20 protein-coding genes are annotated in these 21,020 nt (G+C 52.0%); 12 read left to right on the top strand and 8 right to left on the bottom strand.

What is annotated here, in order from left to right; genetic code table 11:
* Nucleotides 1–138: 138 nt before the first annotated feature.
* The 6 genes from topA to acnA all read left to right on the top strand — a co-directional run bounded on the left by topA (nt 139) and on the right by acnA (nt 7,622).
* Complete coding sequence (gene topA, locus ACJ9Y9_RS13125; RefSeq protein ID WP_028018800.1) at nt 139–2,736, top strand: type I DNA topoisomerase; 2,598 nt, start codon at nt 139–141, stop codon at nt 2,734–2,736.
* A 187-nt stretch (nt 2,737–2,923) separates the two neighbouring features.
* On the top strand, nt 2,924–3,898 hold the full coding sequence (gene cysB / locus ACJ9Y9_RS13120; RefSeq protein ID WP_006175683.1) for an HTH-type transcriptional regulator CysB: 975 nt from the start codon (nt 2,924–2,926) through the stop codon (nt 3,896–3,898).
* Between the two features lie 338 nt (nt 3,899–4,236).
* The gene (locus tag ACJ9Y9_RS13115) at nt 4,237–4,377 is read left to right on the top strand and encodes a YmiA family putative membrane protein (RefSeq protein ID WP_218064857.1); all 141 of its coding nucleotides are present in this window, start codon (nt 4,237–4,239) and stop codon (nt 4,375–4,377) included.
* A 2-nt stretch (nt 4,378–4,379) separates the two neighbouring features.
* Nucleotides 4,380–4,550 (top strand): hypothetical protein, encoded by a 171-nt coding sequence (locus tag ACJ9Y9_RS13110; protein WP_032666965.1) that lies wholly within the window; start codon nt 4,380–4,382, stop codon nt 4,548–4,550.
* 137 nt (nt 4,551–4,687) lie between these two features.
* A complete protein-coding gene (gene ymiC, locus ACJ9Y9_RS13105) occupies nt 4,688–4,786 on the top strand; it encodes a small membrane protein YmiC (protein WP_032666976.1) in 99 nt (32 codons plus the stop codon).
* A 160-nt stretch (nt 4,787–4,946) separates the two neighbouring features.
* Nucleotides 4,947–7,622, top strand: a complete 2,676-nt coding sequence (gene acnA, locus ACJ9Y9_RS13100; protein WP_028018801.1) for an aconitate hydratase AcnA — start codon at nt 4,947–4,949, stop codon at nt 7,620–7,622.
* A 37-nt stretch (nt 7,623–7,659) separates the two neighbouring features.
* On the opposite strand, the gene ribA is transcribed toward acnA, so the two are convergent.
* Complete coding sequence (ribA, locus tag ACJ9Y9_RS13095) at nt 7,660–8,250, bottom strand: GTP cyclohydrolase II (protein ID WP_028013401.1); 591 nt, start codon at nt 8,248–8,250, stop codon at nt 7,660–7,662.
* Nucleotides 8,251–8,447: 197 nt separating this feature from the next.
* Here ribA and pgpB point away from each other — a divergent pair, with 197 nt between their 5' ends.
* The 5 genes from pgpB (at nt 8,448) to yciH (ending at nt 12,097) form a co-directional block, all read left to right on the top strand.
* Complete coding sequence (gene pgpB / locus ACJ9Y9_RS13090; RefSeq protein ID WP_028018802.1) at nt 8,448–9,215, top strand: phosphatidylglycerophosphatase B; 768 nt, start codon at nt 8,448–8,450, stop codon at nt 9,213–9,215.
* Nucleotides 9,216–9,363: 148 nt separating this feature from the next.
* Nucleotides 9,364–9,672 carry a LapA family protein gene (locus ACJ9Y9_RS13085; protein ID WP_023312067.1) on the top strand — a complete coding sequence of 103 codons (309 nt, stop codon included), beginning with the start codon at nt 9,364–9,366 and terminating at the stop codon, nt 9,670–9,672.
* Between the two features lie 6 nt (nt 9,673–9,678).
* On the top strand, nt 9,679–10,848 hold the full coding sequence (gene lapB, locus ACJ9Y9_RS13080; protein WP_028018803.1) for a lipopolysaccharide assembly protein LapB: 1,170 nt from the start codon (nt 9,679–9,681) through the stop codon (nt 10,846–10,848).
* A 185-nt stretch (nt 10,849–11,033) separates the two neighbouring features.
* Entirely contained in the window at nt 11,034–11,771 is a 738-nt protein-coding gene (gene pyrF / locus ACJ9Y9_RS13075) for an orotidine-5'-phosphate decarboxylase (RefSeq protein ID WP_028018804.1), read from the top strand.
* Nucleotides 11,771–12,097, top strand: a complete 327-nt coding sequence (gene yciH, locus ACJ9Y9_RS13070; RefSeq protein WP_028018805.1) for a stress response translation initiation inhibitor YciH — start codon at nt 11,771–11,773, stop codon at nt 12,095–12,097. The genes pyrF and yciH overlap by 1 nt, the downstream gene beginning before the upstream one ends.
* Nucleotides 12,098–12,203: 106 nt before the next feature.
* On the opposite strand, the gene osmB is transcribed toward yciH, so the two are convergent.
* From osmB to ACJ9Y9_RS13055, 3 genes are all read right to left on the bottom strand, one after another.
* A complete protein-coding gene (osmB, locus tag ACJ9Y9_RS13065; RefSeq protein ID WP_028018806.1) occupies nt 12,204–12,422 on the bottom strand; it encodes an osmotically-inducible lipoprotein OsmB in 219 nt (72 codons plus the stop codon).
* A gap of 263 nt (nt 12,423–12,685) precedes the next feature.
* Entirely contained in the window at nt 12,686–13,438 is a 753-nt protein-coding gene (locus tag ACJ9Y9_RS13060) for a DNA-binding transcriptional regulator YciT (RefSeq protein WP_028018807.1), read from the bottom strand.
* 43 nt (nt 13,439–13,481) lie between these two features.
* Complete coding sequence (locus ACJ9Y9_RS13055) at nt 13,482–13,664, bottom strand: hypothetical protein (RefSeq protein ID WP_024907126.1); 183 nt, start codon at nt 13,662–13,664, stop codon at nt 13,482–13,484.
* 193 nt (nt 13,665–13,857) lie between these two features.
* Between ACJ9Y9_RS13055 and ACJ9Y9_RS13050 the strand changes: the two genes are divergently transcribed.
* A complete protein-coding gene (locus ACJ9Y9_RS13050) occupies nt 13,858–14,727 on the top strand; it encodes a crotonase/enoyl-CoA hydratase family protein (protein ID WP_028018808.1) in 870 nt (289 codons plus the stop codon).
* Here the strand turns inward: ACJ9Y9_RS13050 and pdeR are convergent.
* The 4 genes from pdeR to fabI form a co-directional block, all read right to left on the bottom strand.
* The gene (gene pdeR / locus ACJ9Y9_RS13045; protein ID WP_028018809.1) at nt 14,724–16,715 is read right to left on the bottom strand and encodes a cyclic di-GMP phosphodiesterase; all 1,992 of its coding nucleotides are present in this window, start codon (nt 16,713–16,715) and stop codon (nt 14,724–14,726) included. The two genes, ACJ9Y9_RS13050 and pdeR, sit on opposite strands and share 4 nt — an antisense overlap.
* Before the next feature lie 323 nt (nt 16,716–17,038).
* Nucleotides 17,039–18,973, bottom strand: coding sequence for an exoribonuclease II (locus ACJ9Y9_RS13040; protein WP_028018810.1), 1,935 nt, complete (start codon nt 18,971–18,973; stop codon nt 17,039–17,041).
* 88 nt (nt 18,974–19,061) lie between these two features.
* Complete coding sequence (locus ACJ9Y9_RS13035) at nt 19,062–20,048, bottom strand: CMD domain-containing protein (RefSeq protein ID WP_028018811.1); 987 nt, start codon at nt 20,046–20,048, stop codon at nt 19,062–19,064.
* A gap of 154 nt (nt 20,049–20,202) precedes the next feature.
* Nucleotides 20,203–20,991, bottom strand: a complete 789-nt coding sequence (gene fabI, locus ACJ9Y9_RS13030; RefSeq protein WP_003856831.1) for an enoyl-ACP reductase FabI — start codon at nt 20,989–20,991, stop codon at nt 20,203–20,205.
* Between the last annotated feature and the right edge of the window lie 29 nt (nt 20,992–21,020).

Raw genomic sequence — 21,020 nt, 5'->3', positions numbered from 1 at the left:
CGTGTTTTCTTTGACGTCCGGTAAGACAAAGGGGTTGATATCTCCTGACGCGGCCGCAATATCATTGGCTCGCCGTCAGCGGAAGGGAAATCAACGTGCGGCGTATTCCTGGAAGAATTAAATTAGGTAAAGGTGAATATGGGTAAAGCTCTCGTCATCGTTGAGTCCCCGGCAAAAGCCAAAACGATCAATAAGTATCTGGGTAATGACTACGTGGTTAAGTCCAGCGTGGGTCATATCCGCGATTTGCCGACCAGTGGCTCAGCCAGCAAAAAGAGCGCAGACTCTACCTCCACCAAAGGGGCCAAAAAGCCTAAAAAGGATGAACGTAGCGCGCTTGTCAACCGCATGGGGGTTAACCCATGGCATAACTGGGATGCACAATATGAAGTGTTGCCCGGGAAAGAAAAAGTCGTTAACGAGCTGAAGCAGCTTGCTGAAAAAGCAGACCACATCTATCTCGCAACCGACCTTGACCGCGAAGGGGAAGCCATTGCGTGGCACCTGCGGGAAGTGATCGGTGGTGATGACAAACGCTACAGCCGTGTAGTGTTTAACGAAATTACGAAGAATGCGATTCGCCAGGCGTTTGAGAAGCCGGGCGAGCTGAATATCGACCGTGTAAACGCCCAGCAGGCGCGTCGCTTTATGGACCGCGTTGTGGGTTACATGGTTTCTCCACTGCTGTGGAAGAAGATTGCCCGTGGCCTGTCTGCAGGTCGTGTGCAGTCTGTCGCTGTGCGTCTTGTCGTCGAGCGTGAACGCGAAATTAAAGCCTTCGTGCCGGAAGAGTTCTGGGAAGTCGACGCCAATGTGACCACGCCGGGCGGTGACGCTCTGCCGTTACAGGTGAGTCATCAGAACGACAAACCGTTCCGCCCTGAAAACCGTGACCAGACCATGGCCGCCGTGGCGCTGCTGGAAAAAGCACGCTATCAGGTGCTGGAGCGTGAAGACAAACCGACCAGCAGCAAGCCAGGTGCGCCGTTTATTACCTCTACGCTGCAACAGGCTGCAAGCACGCGTCTGGGGTATGGCGTAAAGAAAACCATGATGATGGCCCAGCGTTTGTATGAAGCGGGTTACATCACCTACATGCGTACCGACTCAACCAATCTGAGCCAGGACGCGGTTAACATGGTGCGCAGCTACATCAGTGACAATTTCGGTAAGAAATACCTGCCGGAAAGTGCCAATCAGTTCGCCAGCAAAGAGAACTCTCAGGAAGCGCACGAAGCGATCCGTCCTTCTGACGTCTCTGTTTTAGCCGAGTCGCTGAAAGACATGGAAGCCGACGCGCAGAAGCTTTATCAGCTGATCTGGCGCCAGTTCGTAGCATGTCAGATGACGCCAGCGCAGTACGACTCCACCACGCTGACTGTCGGCGCAGGTGATTTCCGACTGAAGGCGCGTGGCCGCATCCTGCGCTTCGATGGCTGGACGAAAGTCATGCCAGCGTTGCGTAAAGGTGATGAAGACCGCACGTTGCCGGCGGTTAACAAAGGTGACGAGCTGTCTCTGGTCGAATTGATCCCGGCTCAGCACTTTACCAAGCCGCCTGCGCGCTTCAGCGAAGCCTCCCTGGTGAAAGAGCTGGAAAAACGCGGTATTGGTCGTCCGTCGACCTACGCGTCAATCATCTCGACCATTCAGGACCGTGGCTACGTACGCGTTGAAAACCGTCGTTTCTATGCGGAGAAAATGGGTGAAATCGTGACTGACCGTCTGGAAGCCAACTTCCGCGAGTTGATGAATTACGATTTCACCGCGCAGATGGAAGACAGCCTCGACCAGGTTGCCAGCCATCAGGCGGAATGGAAAAAGGTACTCGACAGCTTCTTCAGCGACTTTACCGGTCAGCTTGAAAAAGCGGAGAAAGATCCTGAAGAAGGCGGGATGCTGCCTAACCAGATGGTACTGACCAGCATCGACTGCCCAACCTGCGGCCGCAAGATGGGGATCCGTACTGCAACAACGGGCGTGTTCCTTGGCTGCTCCGGTTATGCGCTGTCGCCAAAAGAGCGCTGCAAAACCACCATTAACCTGGTTCCTGAGAACGAAGTTCTTAACGTGCTGGAAGGTGATGACGCAGAAACCAACGCCCTGCGCGCCAAACGCCGTTGTAAAAAATGCGGCACGGCAATGGACAGCTACCTGATCGATCCAAAACGTAAACTGCACGTGTGCGGTAATAACCCAACGTGTGACGGGTACGAGATCGAAGAGGGTGAATTCCGCATCAAAGGCTATGACGGTCCGATTGTGGAGTGCGAGAAGTGTGGTTCTGAAATGCACCTGAAAATGGGGCGTTTCGGTAAGTACATGGCGTGTACTAACGACGAGTGTAAAAACACGCGCAAAATTCTGCGTAATGGTGAGGTGGCGCCGCCGAAGGAAGATCCTGTTCCGCTGCCTGAGTTGCCGTGTGAGAAATCAGACGCGTACTTCGTGTTGCGTGACGGCGCCGCAGGTGTCTTCCTTGCCGCCAACACCTTCCCGAAATCGCGTGAAACGCGCGCACCGTTGGTGGAAGAGTTGCATCGCTTCCGCGATCGTCTGCCTGAGAAACTGCGGTATCTGGCCGATGCGCCACAGCAGGATCCGGAAGGCAACAAAACCGTGGTGCGTTTTAGCCGTAAAACTAAGCAGCAGTACGTTGCGGCAGAGAAAGAGGGTAAAGCGACCGGATGGTCAGCCTTCTTTGTCGATGGCAAATGGGTTGAAGGCAAGAAATAATCTTCCCTAACCGTAACTTACCTGTAAAAGGGCCGGATTTCCGGCCCTTTTTTATTACCTTGTTATTATTTTTTGTTCCGTACTATACAGTCAGGCTATAAATGATATAGTGGTTATAGTTAATCTGTTTTTTATTATTAAATCGTCTTAAGCGATTGACCGCATGCGCTAAATCGGATGGTCTGGCATGAAATTACAGCAGCTTCGTTATATCGTTGAGGTGGTGAATCACAACCTTAACGTCTCGTCTACCGCTGAGGGGCTTTATACCTCGCAACCTGGCATCAGCAAACAAGTGCGTATGCTGGAGGACGAATTAGGTATCCAGATTTTCGCCCGCAGCGGCAAACATCTCACGCAGGTAACGCCGGCAGGACAGGAAATCATCCGCATTGCGCGGGAAGTCCTCTCTAAAGTCGACGCGATTAAGTCTGTGGCGGGGGAGCATACCTGGCCGGACAAAGGCTCACTGTATATTGCCACGACGCATACCCAGGCGCGTTATGCCTTGCCAGGTGTTATTAAGGGCTTTATTGAGCGTTATCCGCGCGTCTCTTTGCATATGCATCAGGGGTCACCGACGCAAATTGCTGAAGCGGTGTCGAAGGGAAACGCGGATTTTGCCATCGCGACGGAAGCACTTCACCTGTATGACGATCTGGTTATGCTCCCGTGCTACCACTGGAACCGTTCGATTGTGGTGACTCCCGATCACCCGTTGGCGGGTAAAGGGTCGGTGACTATTGAAGAGCTGGCGCAATATCCTTTAGTGACCTATACATTCGGCTTCACCGGACGGTCAGAACTTGATACAGCCTTTAACCGCGCAGGATTAACGCCGCGTATTGTCTTTACCGCCACCGATGCTGACGTTATTAAGACCTATGTACGGCTTGGCCTTGGGGTGGGTGTCATTGCCAGCATGGCGGTTGATCCGGTTTCAGACCCCGATCTGGTGCGTCTTGATGCGCACGATATTTTCAGCCACAGCACAACGAAAATTGGATTCCGTCGCAGTACCTTCCTGCGTAGCTATATGTATGATTTTATTCAGCGCTTTGCCCCGCATTTAACACGTGACGTGGTTGATACTGCCGTCGCATTACGCTCGAATGAAGATATTGAAGAGATGTTTAAAGACATCAAACTCCCGGCAAAATAATCACTCCCGGTATCTTTCCATCAGGGAAAGATACCGAAATAACGTCTCAAAGCTAAATTAGAATTATCATCATCTACGCTTCCCCTGCCATATAATGTCATTACCCATTTTATCTGCAGGGTTATAATGTCGTGAATTGGCGACAAAAGTAGAAACTAATTTGACGCTTCGCAAATATTTCTTTTCAGTTATTTATTTCTGGTCAAAAGATTGAATATTTCATACCTCCCAATGCATAAATTCACTGGCTTTTCGGCTAAAGTTTCTTTAGGATTTATCTCAACAGATGATTAATTGTACCAATTGTTTGGTCCTAAATGATAAGCGATGTCGATTGTATGAGGTTAGCAATGCCTTCTGGAAGTGAAGAACCGCAAAGGGATCCTGCGCTTAAGCGTAAAGCCTGGCTGGCGGTCTTTCTCGTCTCCGCCTCCTTTTGGGCGGTGGTTGCTCTCCTGGCCTGGAAATATTGGGGTTAACTATGGCACTGACGGTACGAACAGAGACGGTAAAACAGATGCGTCAGCATCGTGACAATGGTCACAAGGTGCGGAAAGCCCCTGCGAATACTGTGCCTGCATCCTGGAAACTGACGCCGCAGCAGCAAGCCTTTATTGATGTGTTCGCGGAAGACGAACCCAAAAAACAATAATTTAGTTGATTGCGTAATGATGCAAATAGTCTGAATAGTGACTCCGCATTTTTGTACTCTTTAATAAATACACATCAGCAATATAGAACTGAGGGCAACCTCGGAAACGTTTATAAATAATGCCTGGTGTCCCTATGATGAATAACATGACGTCTCATAAATACTGGTCATGGATCGGCGTTTTTACCGTGTCGATTCTGTTCTGGAGCCAGCTCATCTGGCTGGCCTTCCGTTAAATTGTAAAACCTCGCTGCGGCGGGGTTTTTTGTTTTCACCTTCTGAACACATCTGAATTTATCAATTTGGGTTGTTATCAAAACGTTACAGCGTCTTTGTGTTATCTTTAATTACGGCCCTGATGATTGTCAGGACATCTCTGTAATTAAGGAGGAGCTTATGTCGTTAACCCTACGCGAAGCCAGTAAGGACACATTACAGGCAGAAAATAAAACCTGGCATTACTACAGCCTGCCGCTGGCTGCCAGGACGCTTGGGGACATTTCGCGTTTACCCAAGTCCTTGAAAGTTTTGCTGGAAAATCTCTTACGCTGGCAGGATGGTGATTCTGTCACCCTCGAAGATATCCAGGCGCTGGCAGGGTGGTTGAAGCATGCCCACGCCGACAGAGAAATCGCTTATCGCCCGGCCCGGGTCCTGATGCAGGACTTCACCGGTGTTCCCGCAGTGGTTGATTTAGCCGCTATGCGCGAGGCCGTTAAACGCCTTGGCGGGGATACCGCAAAAGTGAATCCGCTTTCGCCTGTGGATCTCGTCATTGACCACTCCGTAACCGTTGACCGCTTTGGTGATGACGACGCCTTTGGTGAAAACGTACGTCTGGAGATGGAACGCAACCACGAGCGCTATGTCTTCCTGAAGTGGGGGCAACAGGCATTCAGCCGGTTTAGCGTCGTGCCACCAGGCACCGGAATTTGCCATCAGGTTAACCTTGAATACCTGGGTAAAGCCGTCTGGAGTGAACTGCAGGATAAAGAGTGGGTGGCTTATCCGGACACGCTGGTGGGAACGGATTCACATACCACCATGATCAACGGCCTCGGCGTGCTGGGGTGGGGTGTCGGTGGCATTGAAGCCGAAGCCGCGATGCTCGGACAACCGGTATCCATGCTCATCCCGGATGTGGTGGGCTTCAAGCTCACCGGAAAACTGTCAGAGGGCATAACAGCTACCGATCTGGTACTCACCGTCACTCAGATGCTGCGTAAGCATGGTGTGGTAGGTAAATTTGTTGAATTCTATGGTGATGGGCTGGATTCGCTGCCGCTGGCCGACCGCGCCACCATTGCCAATATGTCTCCGGAATATGGCGCAACCTGCGGCTTTTTCCCCATCGATGATGTGACGCTGGAATACATGCGGCTTAGCGGTCGCAGCGAAGAGCAGGTCGCGCTGGTGGAAGCCTATACCAAAGCGCAGGGCATGTGGCGCAACCCGGGCGATGAACCGGTCTTCACCAGCACGCTTGAGCTCGATATGGGCAGCGTTGAAGCGAGCCTTGCCGGGCCGAAACGCCCTCAGGATCGGGTCGCGTTGACTGACGTGCCCAAAGCGTTTTCCGCCAGCAATGCACTGGAAGTGAACGTGGCGCAAAAAGATCATCGCCCGATCGACTATGTCCTGAACGGGCATCAGTATCAGCTCCCGGATGGCGCGGTGGTTATTGCAGCCATTACCTCCTGTACCAATACCTCAAACCCCAGCGTATTGATGGCGGCAGGTTTACTGGCCAAAAAAGCGGTTGAGCTTGGGCTAAAACCTCAGCCGTGGGTCAAGGCTTCGCTGGCACCGGGCTCCAAAGTCGTATCGGATTACCTGGCTCAGGCCAAACTGACACCGTATCTCGACGAACTGGGCTTTAACCTGGTGGGTTACGGTTGCACCACTTGCATCGGTAACTCTGGCCCACTTCCTGAGCCGATTGAAACGGCGATCAAACAGGGTGATCTGACGGTAGGCGCGGTCCTTTCCGGCAACCGAAATTTTGAAGGGCGCATACATCCGCTGGTGAAAACCAACTGGCTCGCCTCGCCTCCGCTGGTGGTGGCATATGCGCTGGCAGGAAACATGAATATCAACCTGGTGACCGACCCTATTGGTCACGATCGCAAGAATGACCCGGTCTACCTGAAAGATATCTGGCCGTCTTCGCGTGAGATCGCGCTGGCCGTTGAAAAAGTGTCAACCGAGATGTTCCGCAAAGAGTATGCGGAAGTCTTTGAAGGTACGCCGGAATGGAAAGCCATCAACGTCGCAGGGTCGGATACCTATGACTGGCAGGATGATTCGACCTATATTCGCCTGTCGCCGTTCTTCGATGAAATGCAGGCTGAACCTGCGCCGCTTAAAGATATCCACGGTGCGCGCATTCTGGCGATGCTGGGAGATTCTGTCACTACGGACCATATCTCTCCGGCAGGGAGCATCAAAGCCGACAGCCCGGCAGGCCGTTATTTGCAAAGTCGGGGTGTCGAACGCCGTGACTTTAACTCCTACGGGTCGCGTCGCGGTAACCATGAAGTCATGATGCGCGGGACGTTTGCCAATATTCGCATCCGTAACGAGATGGTTCCGGGCGTGGAAGGGGGCATGACGCGCTATCTGCCAGGTACGGAAGTCGTTTCGATTTATGATGCGGCTGTCAGATATCAACAGGAAGGTACGCCGCTGGCGGTGATCGCCGGGAAAGAGTACGGTTCTGGCTCAAGCCGTGACTGGGCAGCGAAAGGTCCGCGTCTGCTTGGTGTTCGTGTGGTCATTGCCGAATCGTTCGAACGAATTCACCGCTCGAATCTTATTGGGATGGGGATCCTACCGCTTGAGTTTCCGCAGGGCGTCACGCGTAAAACGCTGGGCCTGAGCGGAGAGGAGCAGATTGACATTAGTGGTCTGCAAAATTTACAGCCCGGTAAAACGGTGCCAGTGAAATTAACGCGGGCAGACGGAAAAACCGAGGTACTGGAGTGCCGGTGTCGTATTGATACGGCAACAGAGCTGACCTATTACCAGAACGACGGTATTTTACATTACGTGATTCGTAAGATGCTGGATTGACGAAACCAGCCCGGCACGCGTGCCGGGCTTTTTGCTCTTACTCTTTCAGCAGGTGGCCCATTTTTGCGGCTTTGGTATCAAGATAGTGGGCATTTTTGGGATTGCGGCCCACAATCAGCGGTACACGCTCAACGATATTGATCCCCGCCTCGGTCAGGATTTCCACTTTTTTCGGGTTATTGGTCAACAGACGAACTTCATCTACACCCAAAAGCTTGAACATATCGGCGCACAGGGTGAAGTCACGCTCATCGGCGGCAAAGCCGAGCTGATGGTTCGCTTCCACCGTATCGTAGCCCTGGTCCTGCAGCGCGTAGGCGCGGATTTTATTCAGCAGACCAATGTTACGGCCTTCCTGACGATGATAGAGCAGAACCCCACGGCCTTCCTCTGCGATGTGAGTCAGCGCTGCTTCCAGTTGGAAACCGCAATCACAGCGCAGGCTGAACAACGCATCACCCGTCAGACACTCCGAATGTACGCGGGACAGAACCGGTGTCTGCCCTGAAATGTCGCCGTACACCAGCGCGACATGATCCTGTCCGGTTGCCAGTTCTTCAAATCCCACCATCAGGAAATCGCCCCATGGGGTTGGCAGTTTGGCTTCTGCCACACGTTTAAGCTGCATGTGATTCTCCAGAGTAGGCTGACACGTGCCGTGCCTTTCGCCTGTTTTGCTTTCTGTATCAGTTCATTTTGCCACAAGCTCAGCATGTTCACCTAATGGGCACCATGCTATATGAACGTTAAACGCACGATCCGACATATCCACGTATCGAATAAATTTCAGTTATGATTGTGACGCTTAGCAAAAAAGGAGAAGACATGCTTTCAATCGCCAGACGAACGGCAGCAGGTGCGGCCATTTTACTGATTATGCCTCTGGCCGTATGGGTTTCGGGCTGGATGTGGCAGCCTGGGCAGAATGCGGCATGGCTGAAAACGTTATATTGGATAACGGAAACCGTCACACAGCCGTGGGGAATTATTACTCACGTCCTTCTCTGCGCGTGGTTTCTGTGGTGTCTGCGTTTTCGACTGCGGGCGGCGCTAATGCTTTTTGCGATCCTCGGTGCTGCCATTTTGATTGGTCAGGGCGTGAAATCCTGGGTTAAAGATCGCGTTCAGGAGCCACGGCCTTTTGTCGTCTGGCTGGAAAAAACTCACCATATTCCTGTGGATGAATTCTACAATTTAAAACGTAAAGATCGTGGCGCACTGGTGAAAGAACAGCTTGCTGAACAGCAGGATATTCCGAAGTTTTTGCGTAAACACTGGCAAAAAGAGACGGGGTTCGCGTTTCCTTCTGGCCACACCATGTTTGCGGCCAGTTGGGCGTTACTGGGCGTTGGATTACTCTGGCCGAGACGACGAACCGTGACTATCGTGATTTTACTGGCCTGGGCGACCGGAGTGATGGGCAGCCGCCTATTGCTGGGGATGCATTGGCCGCAGGACCTGGCGGTCGCTACGCTGATCTCATGGCTGCTGGTCACGCTGGCGACCTGGCTTGCCGAACGACTCTGCGGTCCGTTAACGCCACCGCTCGAAGAGAAAGAAGAAATTGCCGAAAGGGAGCAAAGTGACGGTTGACGGTTGATAATCCGTCTTTCGCCCATAAATCCATAGCTGGCGCGTTACTTTTTCCGTTTCGCGCCCGTCACTAAAATGGTAGTTTATAAGACTGATTGCGGTGAATTGAACACACTTTATTCGCTTGAACCACATAACGGGAAGTAATGTGAAATATTTACTCATTTTCTTACTGGTATTGGCGATTTTTGTCATTTCAGTCACATTGGGTGCACAAAACGACCAACAGGTGACGTTTAACTATCTGCTGGCGCAGGGCGAGTACCGGGTATCGAGCCTGCTGGCGGTCTTATTTGCTGCGGGCTTTGCCATTGGCTGGCTGGTTTGTGGTCTTTTCTGGTTGAAAGTCCGTGTTTCTCTTGCGCGCGCTGAACGTAAAATTAAACGCCTCGAAAATAACATTGCGCCTGCGTCCGACATTCCGGAAAGCTCTGGTGTGCCGGTCGTGAAGGAATAATCGACTATGCTGGAGTTGTTGTTTCTGCTTTTGCCTGTAGCCGCAGCCTATGGCTGGTATATGGGCCGCAGAAGTGCGCAACAAACAAAGCAGGATGAGGCCAACCGACTCTCCCGTGACTACGTTGCGGGGGTTAACTTCCTGCTGAGTAATCAGCAGGACAAAGCGGTAGACCTGTTCCTCGATATGCTTAAAGAGGATACGGGAACCGTTGAAGCGCATCTCACCCTGGGGAACCTGTTCCGCTCACGCGGCGAGGTTGACCGCGCAATTCGTATCCACCAGACCCTGATGGAAAGTGCCTCCCTGACCTACGACCAGCGACTCCTTGCGGTACAACAGCTGGGGCGGGATTATATGGCCGCAGGGCTGTACGATCGTGCTGAAGATATGTTCTCGCAGCTGGTGGATGAAACTGATTTCCGTATCGGCGCACTACAGCAACTGCTGCAGATTTATCAGGCCACCAGCGACTGGCAAAAAGCTATCGATACCGCGGAACGTCTGGTTAAGCTGGGTAAAGATAAACAGCGCGTAGAGATAGCGCATTTCTACTGCGAATTAGCCCTTCAGCAGATGGGCAGCGACGACATGGACAAAGCCATGGCGTTGTTGAAGAAAGGCGCCGCCGCCGATCGTAATAGCGCGCGTATTTCGATCATGATGGGGCGCGTCTTTATGGCGAATGGCGATTACGCCAAAGCCGTTGAAAGCTTGCTGCGTGTTATCGACCAGGACAAAGAGCTGGTCAGCGAAACGCTGGAGATGCTGCAAACCTGCTATCAACAGTTGGGTAAGCAGGAAGAGTGGGTGGCGTTCCTGCGTCGTTGTGTGGAAGAGAATACCGGTGCGACCGCAGAGCTGATGCTTTCAGACGTGGTTGAGAAGTATGAGGGGAGCGACACCGCGCAGGTTTATATTACGCGTCAGTTGCAGCGTCATCCGACCATGCGGGTATTCCATAAGCTGATGGATTACCACCTGAATGATGCTGAAGAGGGGCGTGCTAAAGAGAGCCTGATGGTGCTGCGCGACATGGTAGGCGAGCAGGTGCGCAGCAAGCCGCGCTATCGTTGCCAGAAGTGCGGGTTTACCGCGTATACGCTCTACTGGCACTGTCCTTCATGCCGTGCATGGTCCACCATCAAGCCAATTCGTGGCCTCGACGGGCAGTAATTTTTTAAAACACTGCATTTTAGTTACAACATACTGATGATGTTTACCGCTTCCTGAACTCCGTGCGGTTTGCCAGCCTGGCAGGAAAACAAATGGATTCTGTCAATTTGCGGCGGCGGCAGGTAGAATGCTCGCCGTTTATCTGTTCCGCGCCGCTGCGCGCCCATAGACGAAAAGGGCTGGTCATGACGTCTGTTACTTCCTCCACTTCCCGCGTAATTACGGATTCTCCTGTTGTTGTTGCGCTTGATTACAATAAGCGCGACGCAGCTCTGGCCTTTGTCGACGGTATCGATCCTCGCGACTGCCGTCTGAAAGTTGGCAAAGAGATGTTCACGCTGTTTGGGCCGCAAATCGTACGCGATCTGCAACAGCGCGGCTTTGACGTTTTCCTCGACCTTAAATTCCATGATATTCCAAACACCACGGCGCACGCTGTTGCAGCCGCCGCGGAGCTGGGGGTATGGATGGTTAACGTTCATGCGTCGGGTGGAGCAAGAATGATGACGGCCGCCCGCGAAGCGCTTCTGCCGTTCGGTAAAGATGCACCGCTGCTGATTGCGGTCACCGTGCTGACCAGTATGGACGAAAGTGATTTACGCGACCTGGGTGTGACGTTGTCACCTGCGGAACATGCTGAGCGCCTCGCACGTCTGACACAAAATTGCGGTCTTGATGGTGTTGTCTGTTCGGCTCAGGAAGCGGTGCGTTTCAAATCAGTCCTGGGGCAGGATTTTAAACTTGTTACCCCGGGGATCCGCCCCGCAGGCAGCGACGTGGGCGATCAGCGCCGTATAATGACACCTGAACAGGCACTGGCTGCAGGTGTTGACTACATGGTCATCGGACGTCCGGTGACGCAGTCTGCGAACCCGGCAGAGACCCTTAAGGCTATCAACGCGTCGCTGAAAAAGGGGGCGTAATGACAGATTCCAACAGCCGTCTTGTTTACTCTACCGAAAGCGGACGGATAGACGAACCGAAAACGAAAGCGGAACGTCCGAAGGGGGACGGTATTGTTCGGATCCAGCGTCAGACCAGTGGGCGAAAAGGAAAGGGGGTATGCCTTATCTCCGGGATCGATCTGGATGATGCGGAACTGGCAAAGCTGGCGGCTGAACTGAAAAAGAAATGTGGCTGCGGTGGTGCCGTGAAAGACGGCATAATCGAAATTCAGGGTGATAAACGCGATTTAATTAAATCGCTGCTCGAAGCCAAAGGCATGAAAGTTAAGCTGGCAGGCGGCTAACAGAAATAAGCCACGACAAATGCCGTGGCTTGTTTTATATACGTGCGTAAGTCAGACCTGAAATGCGTTCTAAATAGAGTAATATCGGGGATGGCTTATCGAATTATTATTTACCAACCTGGTGACCGATAATACCACCGACAGCCGCCCCACCTAATGTCCCCAGCGTACTACCATCTGTTAATACTGCACCACCGAGAGCACCGGCACCGGCACCAATAGCGGTGTTGCGGTCACGTTTAGACCAGTTAGAGCAAGCGCTCAGGGACATTGCTACAGTGATTGCCAGAACAGCGGCGGCTACTTTTTTGCTGGTTAAGGTCATAATACTTTCTCCTGAATTATCGATTCACGGAAAGATGTACACATTAAGTATAGACGAATCGAATACTTAATTCTGTTCTCCGCGAAAGCTGGTCGCGCAGGCGTTACGTAATCACGCAGGTGATAGTCACTTCCTGTTATATCGCTAACATTAATTTTACGACTTTAGGCCAGCTTAAACAGGTAAAAACTCTTAAAGGGAGGTTAGGAATCATCTCAGAGAATGGGCTGCGTATGCGCCCGAAAGTCGGGCGCATACTGTGCTCAGGCGGGGGTTTTAATAATATTGACGATGAGTCCGTCATCTTCCAGTTTATTACGGTGGACGTCGCTCAAACGTTCATCGGTAATGACGCGACTAAAGCGAGAAATTGGCCCCATTGTATAAGGGTGAACAGCGCCAAATTTAGAGCTATCCGTAAGCACAATGGCTTCACATTCTTTTTCGAGTACAGCATTTACTACGTCAGAACGCATCATATCCCGGCCGGTGAAACCTGTCTCCGGTTGCCAGCCGTCGATCCCGATAAACGCCTTGCTGAAATGAACCTGCTGGACATACTGGCGTGTCAGAGGACCTACCATACTTTCACTTTTTTTCTGGTAAATTCCCCCCAGCAAAATCACTTCACAGCGTGTTTCTTTGAGTAAATGCGCGATATAGCTGCTGACCGTGATGATGGTAACGTCTTTTTGATCGGCAAGCGTACGCGCCAGAAGGGCATTGCTGCTGCCGTTTTCAATAAAAACGGTCTCACCATTGTTCACTAAAGACGCGGCAAATTCTGCCAGTTCACGTTTAAGCGCGTAGTTATTCATCATTCGCGTTTCAACGTCTTCGCTGTCGAGTGGGACAGCATATCCATGCGCACGACGGAGGTAGCTCTGTTTTTCCAGCAGATTAAGATCCTGACGGATGGTGACTTCAGAAACACCCGTGGTTTTAGCAAGATCGACCACGCTTACGCGCCCCTGATCGATGACCATCTGCAAAATGATTTGTTGTCGGGAATTCATAGCATCCATTTAATAAAGCGAAACGAGGTCGGGAACGCTGGGGTTAAACTTCCCACGGCGCCTTTGGCTGACGGTTTTCTGGCGCATTGTCGGCACCATTCTGAGCAAGAAGTTCAGACTTCAGGATCTCAAGATTACGGATCGCAGAGTGATAATCGCCCGCCACCAGGATATCCAGCACGGTATCAATACGTTGTGCTACAGCTTGTGCATCAATAGTAGACATAATCTCACCCCAGGAGCGAAAAGTTAATATTTTCAATGATGCAGAAAATAGGATCAAAAGAGAAGGGAAAAAATGCAATAACTAAATTACATAAACAACAGTGATAAATTTATTCCCTCTCATGCAGTGGGCTTAATGAGTGGATTAGTCTAAAACTGCGCGCAAGGCGCTTTTTTATAAGAGGAATTAGACTATGACAGTTATCAATCAGCCTACATGCACACTGTTTACCGATTCTAAACGTTTCACGCAGTTATCAGGGTATTACGAGGCGGAGCGCCGTACAGTCTGGATGATGCTGCAGGCCCAGCCGCGTCCTTGCTTCAATCATGCGCTAATTGAGGAGATCATGAACCTCTCATGGTTGGTGCGTCAGTCTGGTTTTGAGGTCGATTTTTGGGTAACCGGATCGCTGGTTCCTGAAATGTACAATACAGGAGGTGATTTACAGTTCTTCGTCGAGTGCATTCAGAACGGACGTCGGGAAGCGTTACGGGCATATGCACGCGCCTGCGTTGATTGCGTTCATGCGGCATCACGCGGGTTTGATACGGGGGCTATCACGCTGGCAATGGTAGAAGGCAGTGCGTTAGGTGGCGGGTTTGAGGCCGCTCTGGCGCACCATTTCGTACTGGCTCAGCGCGATGCCCGTTTAGGTTTCCCCGAGATTGCCTTCAACCTGTTCCCGGGCATGGGGGGATACTCACTTGTTGCACGTCGCTCCGGTATGAAACTGGCAGAGGAACTCATCTATAAAGGGGAATCGCATACGGCAGAATGGTACGAACAGCACGGGCTGGTGGATGTGCTGTTTGAACCTGGACAAAGCTACGTCTCTGTCAGGACATTTATCGACACGCTGCGGCCAAAATTGAACGGTATAAGATCAATGTTACGTGCCCGTACACGCGTTCTGCAATTGCCCCGCAGCGAGCTGATGGACATTACAGAAGACTGGGTTGATGCCGCATTCTGCCTCGAGCCAAAAGATATCGCCTATATGGAGCGTCTGGTTATACTGCAAAACCGCCATCATGCGGCGGGTTTACGCAAAGCCAGTTAACGCTGATTTCGCGATTGATATCGTTTTAGCCATCGCTCGAATACGGCAGCGGGCATCGGCTTAGCAAAAAGAAAACCCTGCCGTTCGTTGACGCCATTCTTAGTCAGAAAGGCGTCTTCTTTTGCACTTTCCACGCCTTCCGCAATCACCTGCAGATTTAACGCCTGTGCCACCGCAACAATCGCGCGAACCAGGGACTGGGAGATGGATTGCTTATGAATATCCCTGACAAAAGATTGATCGAGTTTAATGGCATCGATCGGAAATCGGGCCAGTTGCGAGAGCGAAGAGTAGCCCGTGCCAAAATCATCCAGATGAATTTGCGCCCCTAACTTGCTGAACTGCTGGATTACTGAAAGCGCCAGCTCTTCGTTCTCGATAAGACAGCTTTCGGTTAACTCAACGTCCACAGGGCAGTATTCAAAGTTCAGATCTTTTAGCGCCTGTTTTAAATCACTGAAAATAGTCTGATCGGCCAGCTGGCGCGCAGAGACGTTCACGGCCACGCGCAGATTAATCCCCTTGTCGCGCCATTTAGCGATCTGGCGAACCACGTCCAGCATCACCCAGCGACCTAAGGGCACAATCAAACCCGACTCTTCGGCATAAGAGATAAATTCCAGCGGAGGGATCAAACCGCGTTCTGGTGACTGCCAGCGGACCAGCGCTTCAAGACTACGGACTTCCCCACGCCAGGTTATTTTGGGCTGGTAGTGGATCAGCAACTGATCGTTATCAAGCGCTTTACGCAGGTTGGTGTCCAGCCAGAGATATTCAAACACGCGCTGGTTCATCTCAGGTGAGAAGACACAGAACTTACCCCGTCCGTTCTCTTTGGCGGTGTACATCGCAGTATCGGCATTGCGAATGACGCTTTCCCGGTCAATGCCATGCTGTGGTGCGAGCGCGATACCCAGAGAACAACCGGTGTAAATTTCAATCAGACCAATTCTGAACGGCTGGCGCAGACGGGTTAAAATGCGCGACGCCATTGCCTCCAGAGAACCCTGCGAGGTATTTGTGGCCATGACAATAAACTCATCACCGCCGAGTCGAGCCAGTATCTGGCCCTCATCAAGACAACTCAAAATAGCGAGGGCGACAGCCTGAAGCAGCTGATCGCCAAACATATGCCCGTAGGCATCGTTGACCTTTTTGAAGTTATCAAGATCGAGATAGACCACGCCAACCTGCGTTTCGCCACGGCTGTCGATGGCATCTGAAATCAGTTCGTGGATCGCATTGCGGTTTGGCAACCCGGTGATGGTGTCGGTATTGGCCAGCACGCGCAGCCGCTCCTGAGCACGGCGTTCCTCTGTAATATCGGTACCGGAACAGATAAGAAAAATTTCATTTTTACCGCTGCCGCTGTGAACGAATTTGTTTCTGAACAGAAACAATCTTTGTCCTTTTCGCGTTTTGATCCAGCGTTCGACTTCATACGAACTGCCGTTACGAAAGAAACCGGTAATATTGCGCTTTGAGGCCGCTGCTTCGCTGCGGCTCATAAAGAGCTTAAACACGTTCTGGCCAATGACTTCCTGTTCTTTCAGGCCGGTATACTCTTCACTTAGTCGGTTAAAACGCTGGATATTACCGTTATGATCGAGAATAACAATGACGGAGTTGGCCTCTGAGACTACCTGTTCCGCAAATGAGAGACCCTGTGCCAGATCGCGGGCCACGGAGGGGGTATCATTCCAGGAGGAAGCGGTGCCAGCCCACTCATTGCGGGTTATTTTGCGTCCGACAAGATGGACAGGGACATTTTCCCCGTACAAAGAGAGTGTCATTGAAATGCTGGAGGTAATAACAGTTAACTGACGGATGAGGTCAGCCTGTTCGTCGTCCAGCGACACCACCTGAGTCACGTCGGCATTTTCACTTGCGGCAAGATGCAGAGCGTTGCTGTCAGCTGATAATCGCCACCATGGGCTGTGAGTGCCCATGTAACGAAACAGCAAATTCTGCTCCAGATCGTCCATCATGTATTCTCCCGCAGCTGCTCATTAGCGCACAAATTATTCATTTGCTGTCGACTTTTCCGTTGTGAAACAGCGGCAAAACCGAAGTGAACTTATTGTTTTTTCCCTGAATTCTTATAATAAAACGAGTCACGCTAAAAAGGATACGTAGCGTATAAAAATTCACGTAACCGAATATAACAACACTCTTTTACTGTAGATAATTATGGTGAGTTTGGGCGGAGGGAGATTGAAAATAGTAAGAAAAAGTGATGATTTTGTGGTGAAAGATAAAAGTAAAATGTCGGCCTCTCCTGCAAAGAAAGGACCGACATTTTAACAGGTTATCAGGCGACAGGGCGCGCGATAATGCTGCGGGTTTCCATGCGAACTTCAGCGATGTTTACGTCAATCACATCTGTGACTTTGTAAACCGTTTCACCTTTAATTTGCACAGTCCCATTTTCCTGGCTACAGACCATTTCGTCACGGACAGCGTGCAGGAACGGAGCAGGGATAAAGGCGACAGCACCGTTATCCACCAGACGGACGCGCATACCGCCACGGCTGATATCAATGATCTCCGCAGCAAAGCGGGTATCTGTACCGGTTTTGTCCTTCAGGAAACGCGCGTACAGCCAGTCCCCAACATCACGTTCTGCCATCCGGTTCAGACGACGACGATCGGCCATCTGCTGGGTGGTATCGTCCTGAGGACGTGCAATCGTTTCGCCTTTGATAATCGCTTTCAGCAGGCGGTGGTTAACCATATCGCCATACTTACGGATCGGGGATGTCCAGGTCGCGTAGGCTTCCAGTCCCAGGCCAAAGTGCGGACCTGGCTCTGTGCTGATTTCTGCAAAGGACTGGAAGCGACGAATGCGGCTATCCAGGAAACCAGAAGGCTGTGCGTCAAGCTCGCGACGAAGCTTGCAGAAGCCCGGCAGCGTCAGTACTTCTTCTGGATCAACGTGCACATCGTGATTTTTCAGCAAGGCTGCCAGCGCTTCGGTATTGGCCGGATCAAATCCAGTGTGGACGTTGTAAATGCCAAAGCCCAGTTTGTCTCGCAGCACGCGAGCGGCGCAAATGTTGGCAGAAATCATCGCTTCTTCAACAATGCGGTTGGCAATGCGTCGTGGCTCGGCCACGATATCCAGCACTTCGCCTTTTTCACCCAGAACAAAGCGGTAATCCGGACGGTCTTTGAACACCAGCGCATGGGTTTTACGCCACTCGCCGCGGTTCAGACAGATACGGTGCAGCAGACGAATCTGAGCGGCAATGGCGTCTGATTCCGGTTTCCAGCTGCCGGTGTTCTCCAGCCAGTCGGAAACATTGTCATAAGCCAGCTTGGCTTTTGATTCAATGGTCGCGGCGAAGAACTCAATATCATCTTCAATCGTGCCATCTGCAGCGATGGTCATGCGGCAGGCAAGTACCGGACGCACTTCATGTGGACGCAGTGAACAGAGGTCGTCTGACAGCTCGCGCGGCAGCATCGGGATGTTAAAGCCAGGCAGGTAGTTGGTGAATGCGCGGGTTTTCGCCGTATCGTCCAGCTTGCTGCCTTCAGCAATCCACGCGGTTGGGTCCGCAATGGCGACAGTCAAATGCAGTTTGCCATCGGCACTCTCTTCAGCGTAGAGGGCATCATCCATATCTTCTGTACTGGCGCTGTCAATGGTGACAAATTCCAGGGCAGTGAGATCGCGACGAACCAGGCCTTCATCCTGCATCTCAGTTGTAACGCCATTCGGCGCCTCTTTTTCAAGATTATGGCGTGCAAGCGTCACCCACCACGGCACGAAATGGTCGTCGCCAAAGGTGATGAACTGGGTCAATTCAGCATAAAAACCGCGATCGCCTTTCAGAGGATGACGGCGCATTTCTGCTACTGCCCAGTCACCTTCTTTAAAATCATGCTCAACGCCACGGGCGGCGCGGCAGGGAATAGCATCTTTCAGCAGGGGATGATCCGGCACGATAGAAAGACGATCGTCTTTTCTCTGCACCTTGCCCACAAAACGGGTCAGGAACGGTTCGATCAGTTCTTCCGGCTCGGCGGACTCACGATCCTTCTCGGTATGAATGACGGCCATGACGCGATCGCCATGCATCACTTTTTTCATCTGCGGTGGCGGAATGAAATAGCTTTTCTGCGCGTCAACTTCAAGGAAGCCAAAACCCTTTTCTGTGGCTTTTACGACCCCTTCTGCACGCGGCGTCTGGGAATGCAGTTGCTGTTTAAGCTGCGCTAGCAGCGGGTTGTCCTGAAACATAATGTTCTATTTTCGTAGCCATTGAGCGGCTGACAGTTTTACGCGATTCTCACTGTATCAGCAAGCGCTCTTTGGGTAATTAGTATGGTTATTCCTCTTTACCAAACGCGACGTTCAGACGATTGAGCCAGCCATCAAATGCGCTTTGGCTTAGCAGTTCGATTGCGTGTACGGCAGGGAGTCCTGCATCCATGAGCGGGGTAAACTGTGCGGCGCTGAAGCGGTCAGGAGAGCGTGTCAGCAGTTCTGTCGCTGCCGAAAGTGCGGGAGAGGTCAGAGAAATCTCTTCGCGAATGTTGATCAGGATTTCTCCCGTCAGGTCGAGTAGCGTCGGTTCATGGCAAAGGACCGGCGTCAGCGCTTCAAGCGCGGGTTCCGACTGCCAGCGGGAGAGAGATTCAAGCTGATGTGCACTTGCATAGCGCAGTTCGACGACGGGTAAAAGCGGTACCCACGCGTCATGGGGCGTGGGCAGGGTGTGCGGCTGAATATGATGGCCCGGCAACCAGCGAACAGGATGTCCCAGCAGAGCCTGAAACACCGCGACTACGCGAGCCTGAAAACCAATAAAGCCGATAATCTGGTTAATCACCACAATGTCGTAGGTTGACAAGCCCACCTCATCAAGCTGGTTCCGGGCTTTATCATCAATGACATCAGGAGAGCTGGCGAGCTGGCGGGCATACTGGGTGATTTGCGCCAGACGTCGGTTGCTTTCACGCGAGGAGTCCGGGCCGGGAAGCGGGGCGAGGAGGGCGGCGTAGTGGTTACACAGCCGCTGAACGCCGCAGGCCTGCGCAACGGTTAACGCGGTACTGAGCCGATCGTAAGCGCTGAGCGTTTGCAGGCGATTCACGGGAACTGAGAGCGGAAACAGCAGTTGGCATAAGGCTCTTGCAGGAGTAAGCCAGCCTGTACAGGCGGCGACAATCTCATCAGGCAGGGCTAAATCGAGCAAAAAACGATCGTCGACGTTAGCGGCTTCGGGCACCAGGGGCAGAACATCCGTTTGCGCGTGGTTGGACTGGGTTTCGTGGTACCAGTGGCCTTTGCCGGAAAAACGGCGTTGTTCCATGTGCGTTCCTTGATCTCAAAATGGCGATCAATATCCTGGCGTAAGGCTGATAAAGGGAAAAATATTGTTAGGTGATAACAAATAGCAGAACGGAATAACGAAGGGGGGGCGCGGAGGGAAAAACTCTCTTCCCATGCGGGAAGAGAGCCAAAACTTATTTAATTTCCAGCTCGTTCATTGCCGCGATGTTGAAGCCACCGTCAACGTGAACCACTTCACCGGAGATACCAGCGGAAAGGTCAGAGCACAGGAATGCAGCAGAGTTACCCACATCTTCAATGGTAACGGTACGACGAATCGGGGTAACCGCTTCGCAGTGTGCCAGCATTTTACGGAAATCTTTAATACCGGAAGCTGCCAGGGTGCGGATAGGACCTGCAGAGATGGCGTTAACGCGCACGCCTTCAGGACCCATTGCGTTCGCCATATAGCGTACGTTGGCTTCCAGAGACGCTTTAGCCAGACCCATGACGTTGTAGTTAGGGATAGCACGTTCAGCGCCCAGGTAGGACAGGGTCAGCAGCGCTGCGCCCGGGTTCAGCATCGCGCGGCAAGATTTAGCCATCGCCACGAAGCTGTAGGAGCTGATGTCGTGAGCGATTTTGAAGCCATCACGGGTAACCGCGTTCACGTAGTCGCCGTCCAACTGGTCGCCAGGAGCGAAGCCGATGGAGTGAACGAAACCGTCGAATTTCGGCCATGCTTTTGCCAGTTCAGCAAACATGCCATCGATGCTTTCGTCTTGTGCAACGTCACATTCCAGAACAATGCTGGAACCCAGCTGCGCGGCAAACTCTTCAACACGGCCTTTCAGCTTGTCGTTCTGGTAGGTGAACGCCAGCTCAGCGCCTTCGCGGTGCATAGCCTGTGCGATGCCGTATGCGATGGACAGTTTGCTGGCAACGCCGGTCACCAGAATGCGCTTACCGGAAAGAAAACCCATAGCTTTAATCCTTATATTCATTGCTTATT

This window comes from Enterobacter sp. CPE_E1241 (assembly GCF_045618265.1).
Lineage (GTDB): Bacteria > Pseudomonadota > Gammaproteobacteria > Enterobacterales > Enterobacteriaceae > Enterobacter > Enterobacter adelaidei.
Note: the sequence above shows the minus strand (reverse complement) of the source record. Positions and strands in the feature narration are given on the sequence as shown.

Bases quoted from the DNA above. Each gene is read 5' to 3' on its own strand.
- pdeR (WP_028018809.1), bottom strand. From the start codon at position 16,715: ATGATGGACGATCTGGAGCAGAATTTGCTGTTTCGTTACATGGGCACT.
- pgpB (WP_028018802.1), top strand. From the start codon at position 8,448: ATGCTTTCAATCGCCAGACGAACGGCAGCAGGTGCGGCCATTTTACTG.
- lapB (WP_028018803.1), top strand. From the start codon at position 9,679: ATGCTGGAGTTGTTGTTTCTGCTTTTGCCTGTAGCCGCAGCCTATGGC.
- ACJ9Y9_RS13055 (WP_024907126.1), bottom strand. From the start codon at position 13,664: ATGTCTACTATTGATGCACAAGCTGTAGCACAACGTATTGATACCGTG.
- pyrF (WP_028018804.1), top strand. From the start codon at position 11,034: ATGACGTCTGTTACTTCCTCCACTTCCCGCGTAATTACGGATTCTCCT.
- yciH (WP_028018805.1), top strand. From the start codon at position 11,771: ATGACAGATTCCAACAGCCGTCTTGTTTACTCTACCGAAAGCGGACGG.
- ACJ9Y9_RS13060 (WP_028018807.1), bottom strand. From the start codon at position 13,438: ATGAATTCCCGACAACAAATCATTTTGCAGATGGTCATCGATCAGGGG.
- cysB (WP_006175683.1), top strand. From the start codon at position 2,924: ATGAAATTACAGCAGCTTCGTTATATCGTTGAGGTGGTGAATCACAAC.
- ACJ9Y9_RS13115 (WP_218064857.1), top strand. From the start codon at position 4,237: ATGAGGTTAGCAATGCCTTCTGGAAGTGAAGAACCGCAAAGGGATCCT.
- ACJ9Y9_RS13040 (WP_028018810.1), bottom strand. From the start codon at position 18,973: ATGTTTCAGGACAACCCGCTGCTAGCGCAGCTTAAACAGCAACTGCAT.
- ribA (WP_028013401.1), bottom strand. From the start codon at position 8,250: ATGCAGCTTAAACGTGTGGCAGAAGCCAAACTGCCAACCCCATGGGGC.
- acnA (WP_028018801.1), top strand. From the start codon at position 4,947: ATGTCGTTAACCCTACGCGAAGCCAGTAAGGACACATTACAGGCAGAA.
- fabI (WP_003856831.1), bottom strand. From the start codon at position 20,991: ATGGGTTTTCTTTCCGGTAAGCGCATTCTGGTGACCGGCGTTGCCAGC.
- ACJ9Y9_RS13110 (WP_032666965.1), top strand. From the start codon at position 4,380: ATGGCACTGACGGTACGAACAGAGACGGTAAAACAGATGCGTCAGCAT.
- topA (WP_028018800.1), top strand. From the start codon at position 139: ATGGGTAAAGCTCTCGTCATCGTTGAGTCCCCGGCAAAAGCCAAAACG.
- ymiC (WP_032666976.1), top strand. From the start codon at position 4,688: ATGAATAACATGACGTCTCATAAATACTGGTCATGGATCGGCGTTTTT.
- osmB (WP_028018806.1), bottom strand. From the start codon at position 12,422: ATGACCTTAACCAGCAAAAAAGTAGCCGCCGCTGTTCTGGCAATCACT.
- ACJ9Y9_RS13035 (WP_028018811.1), bottom strand. From the start codon at position 20,048: ATGGAACAACGCCGTTTTTCCGGCAAAGGCCACTGGTACCACGAAACC.
- ACJ9Y9_RS13050 (WP_028018808.1), top strand. From the start codon at position 13,858: ATGACAGTTATCAATCAGCCTACATGCACACTGTTTACCGATTCTAAA.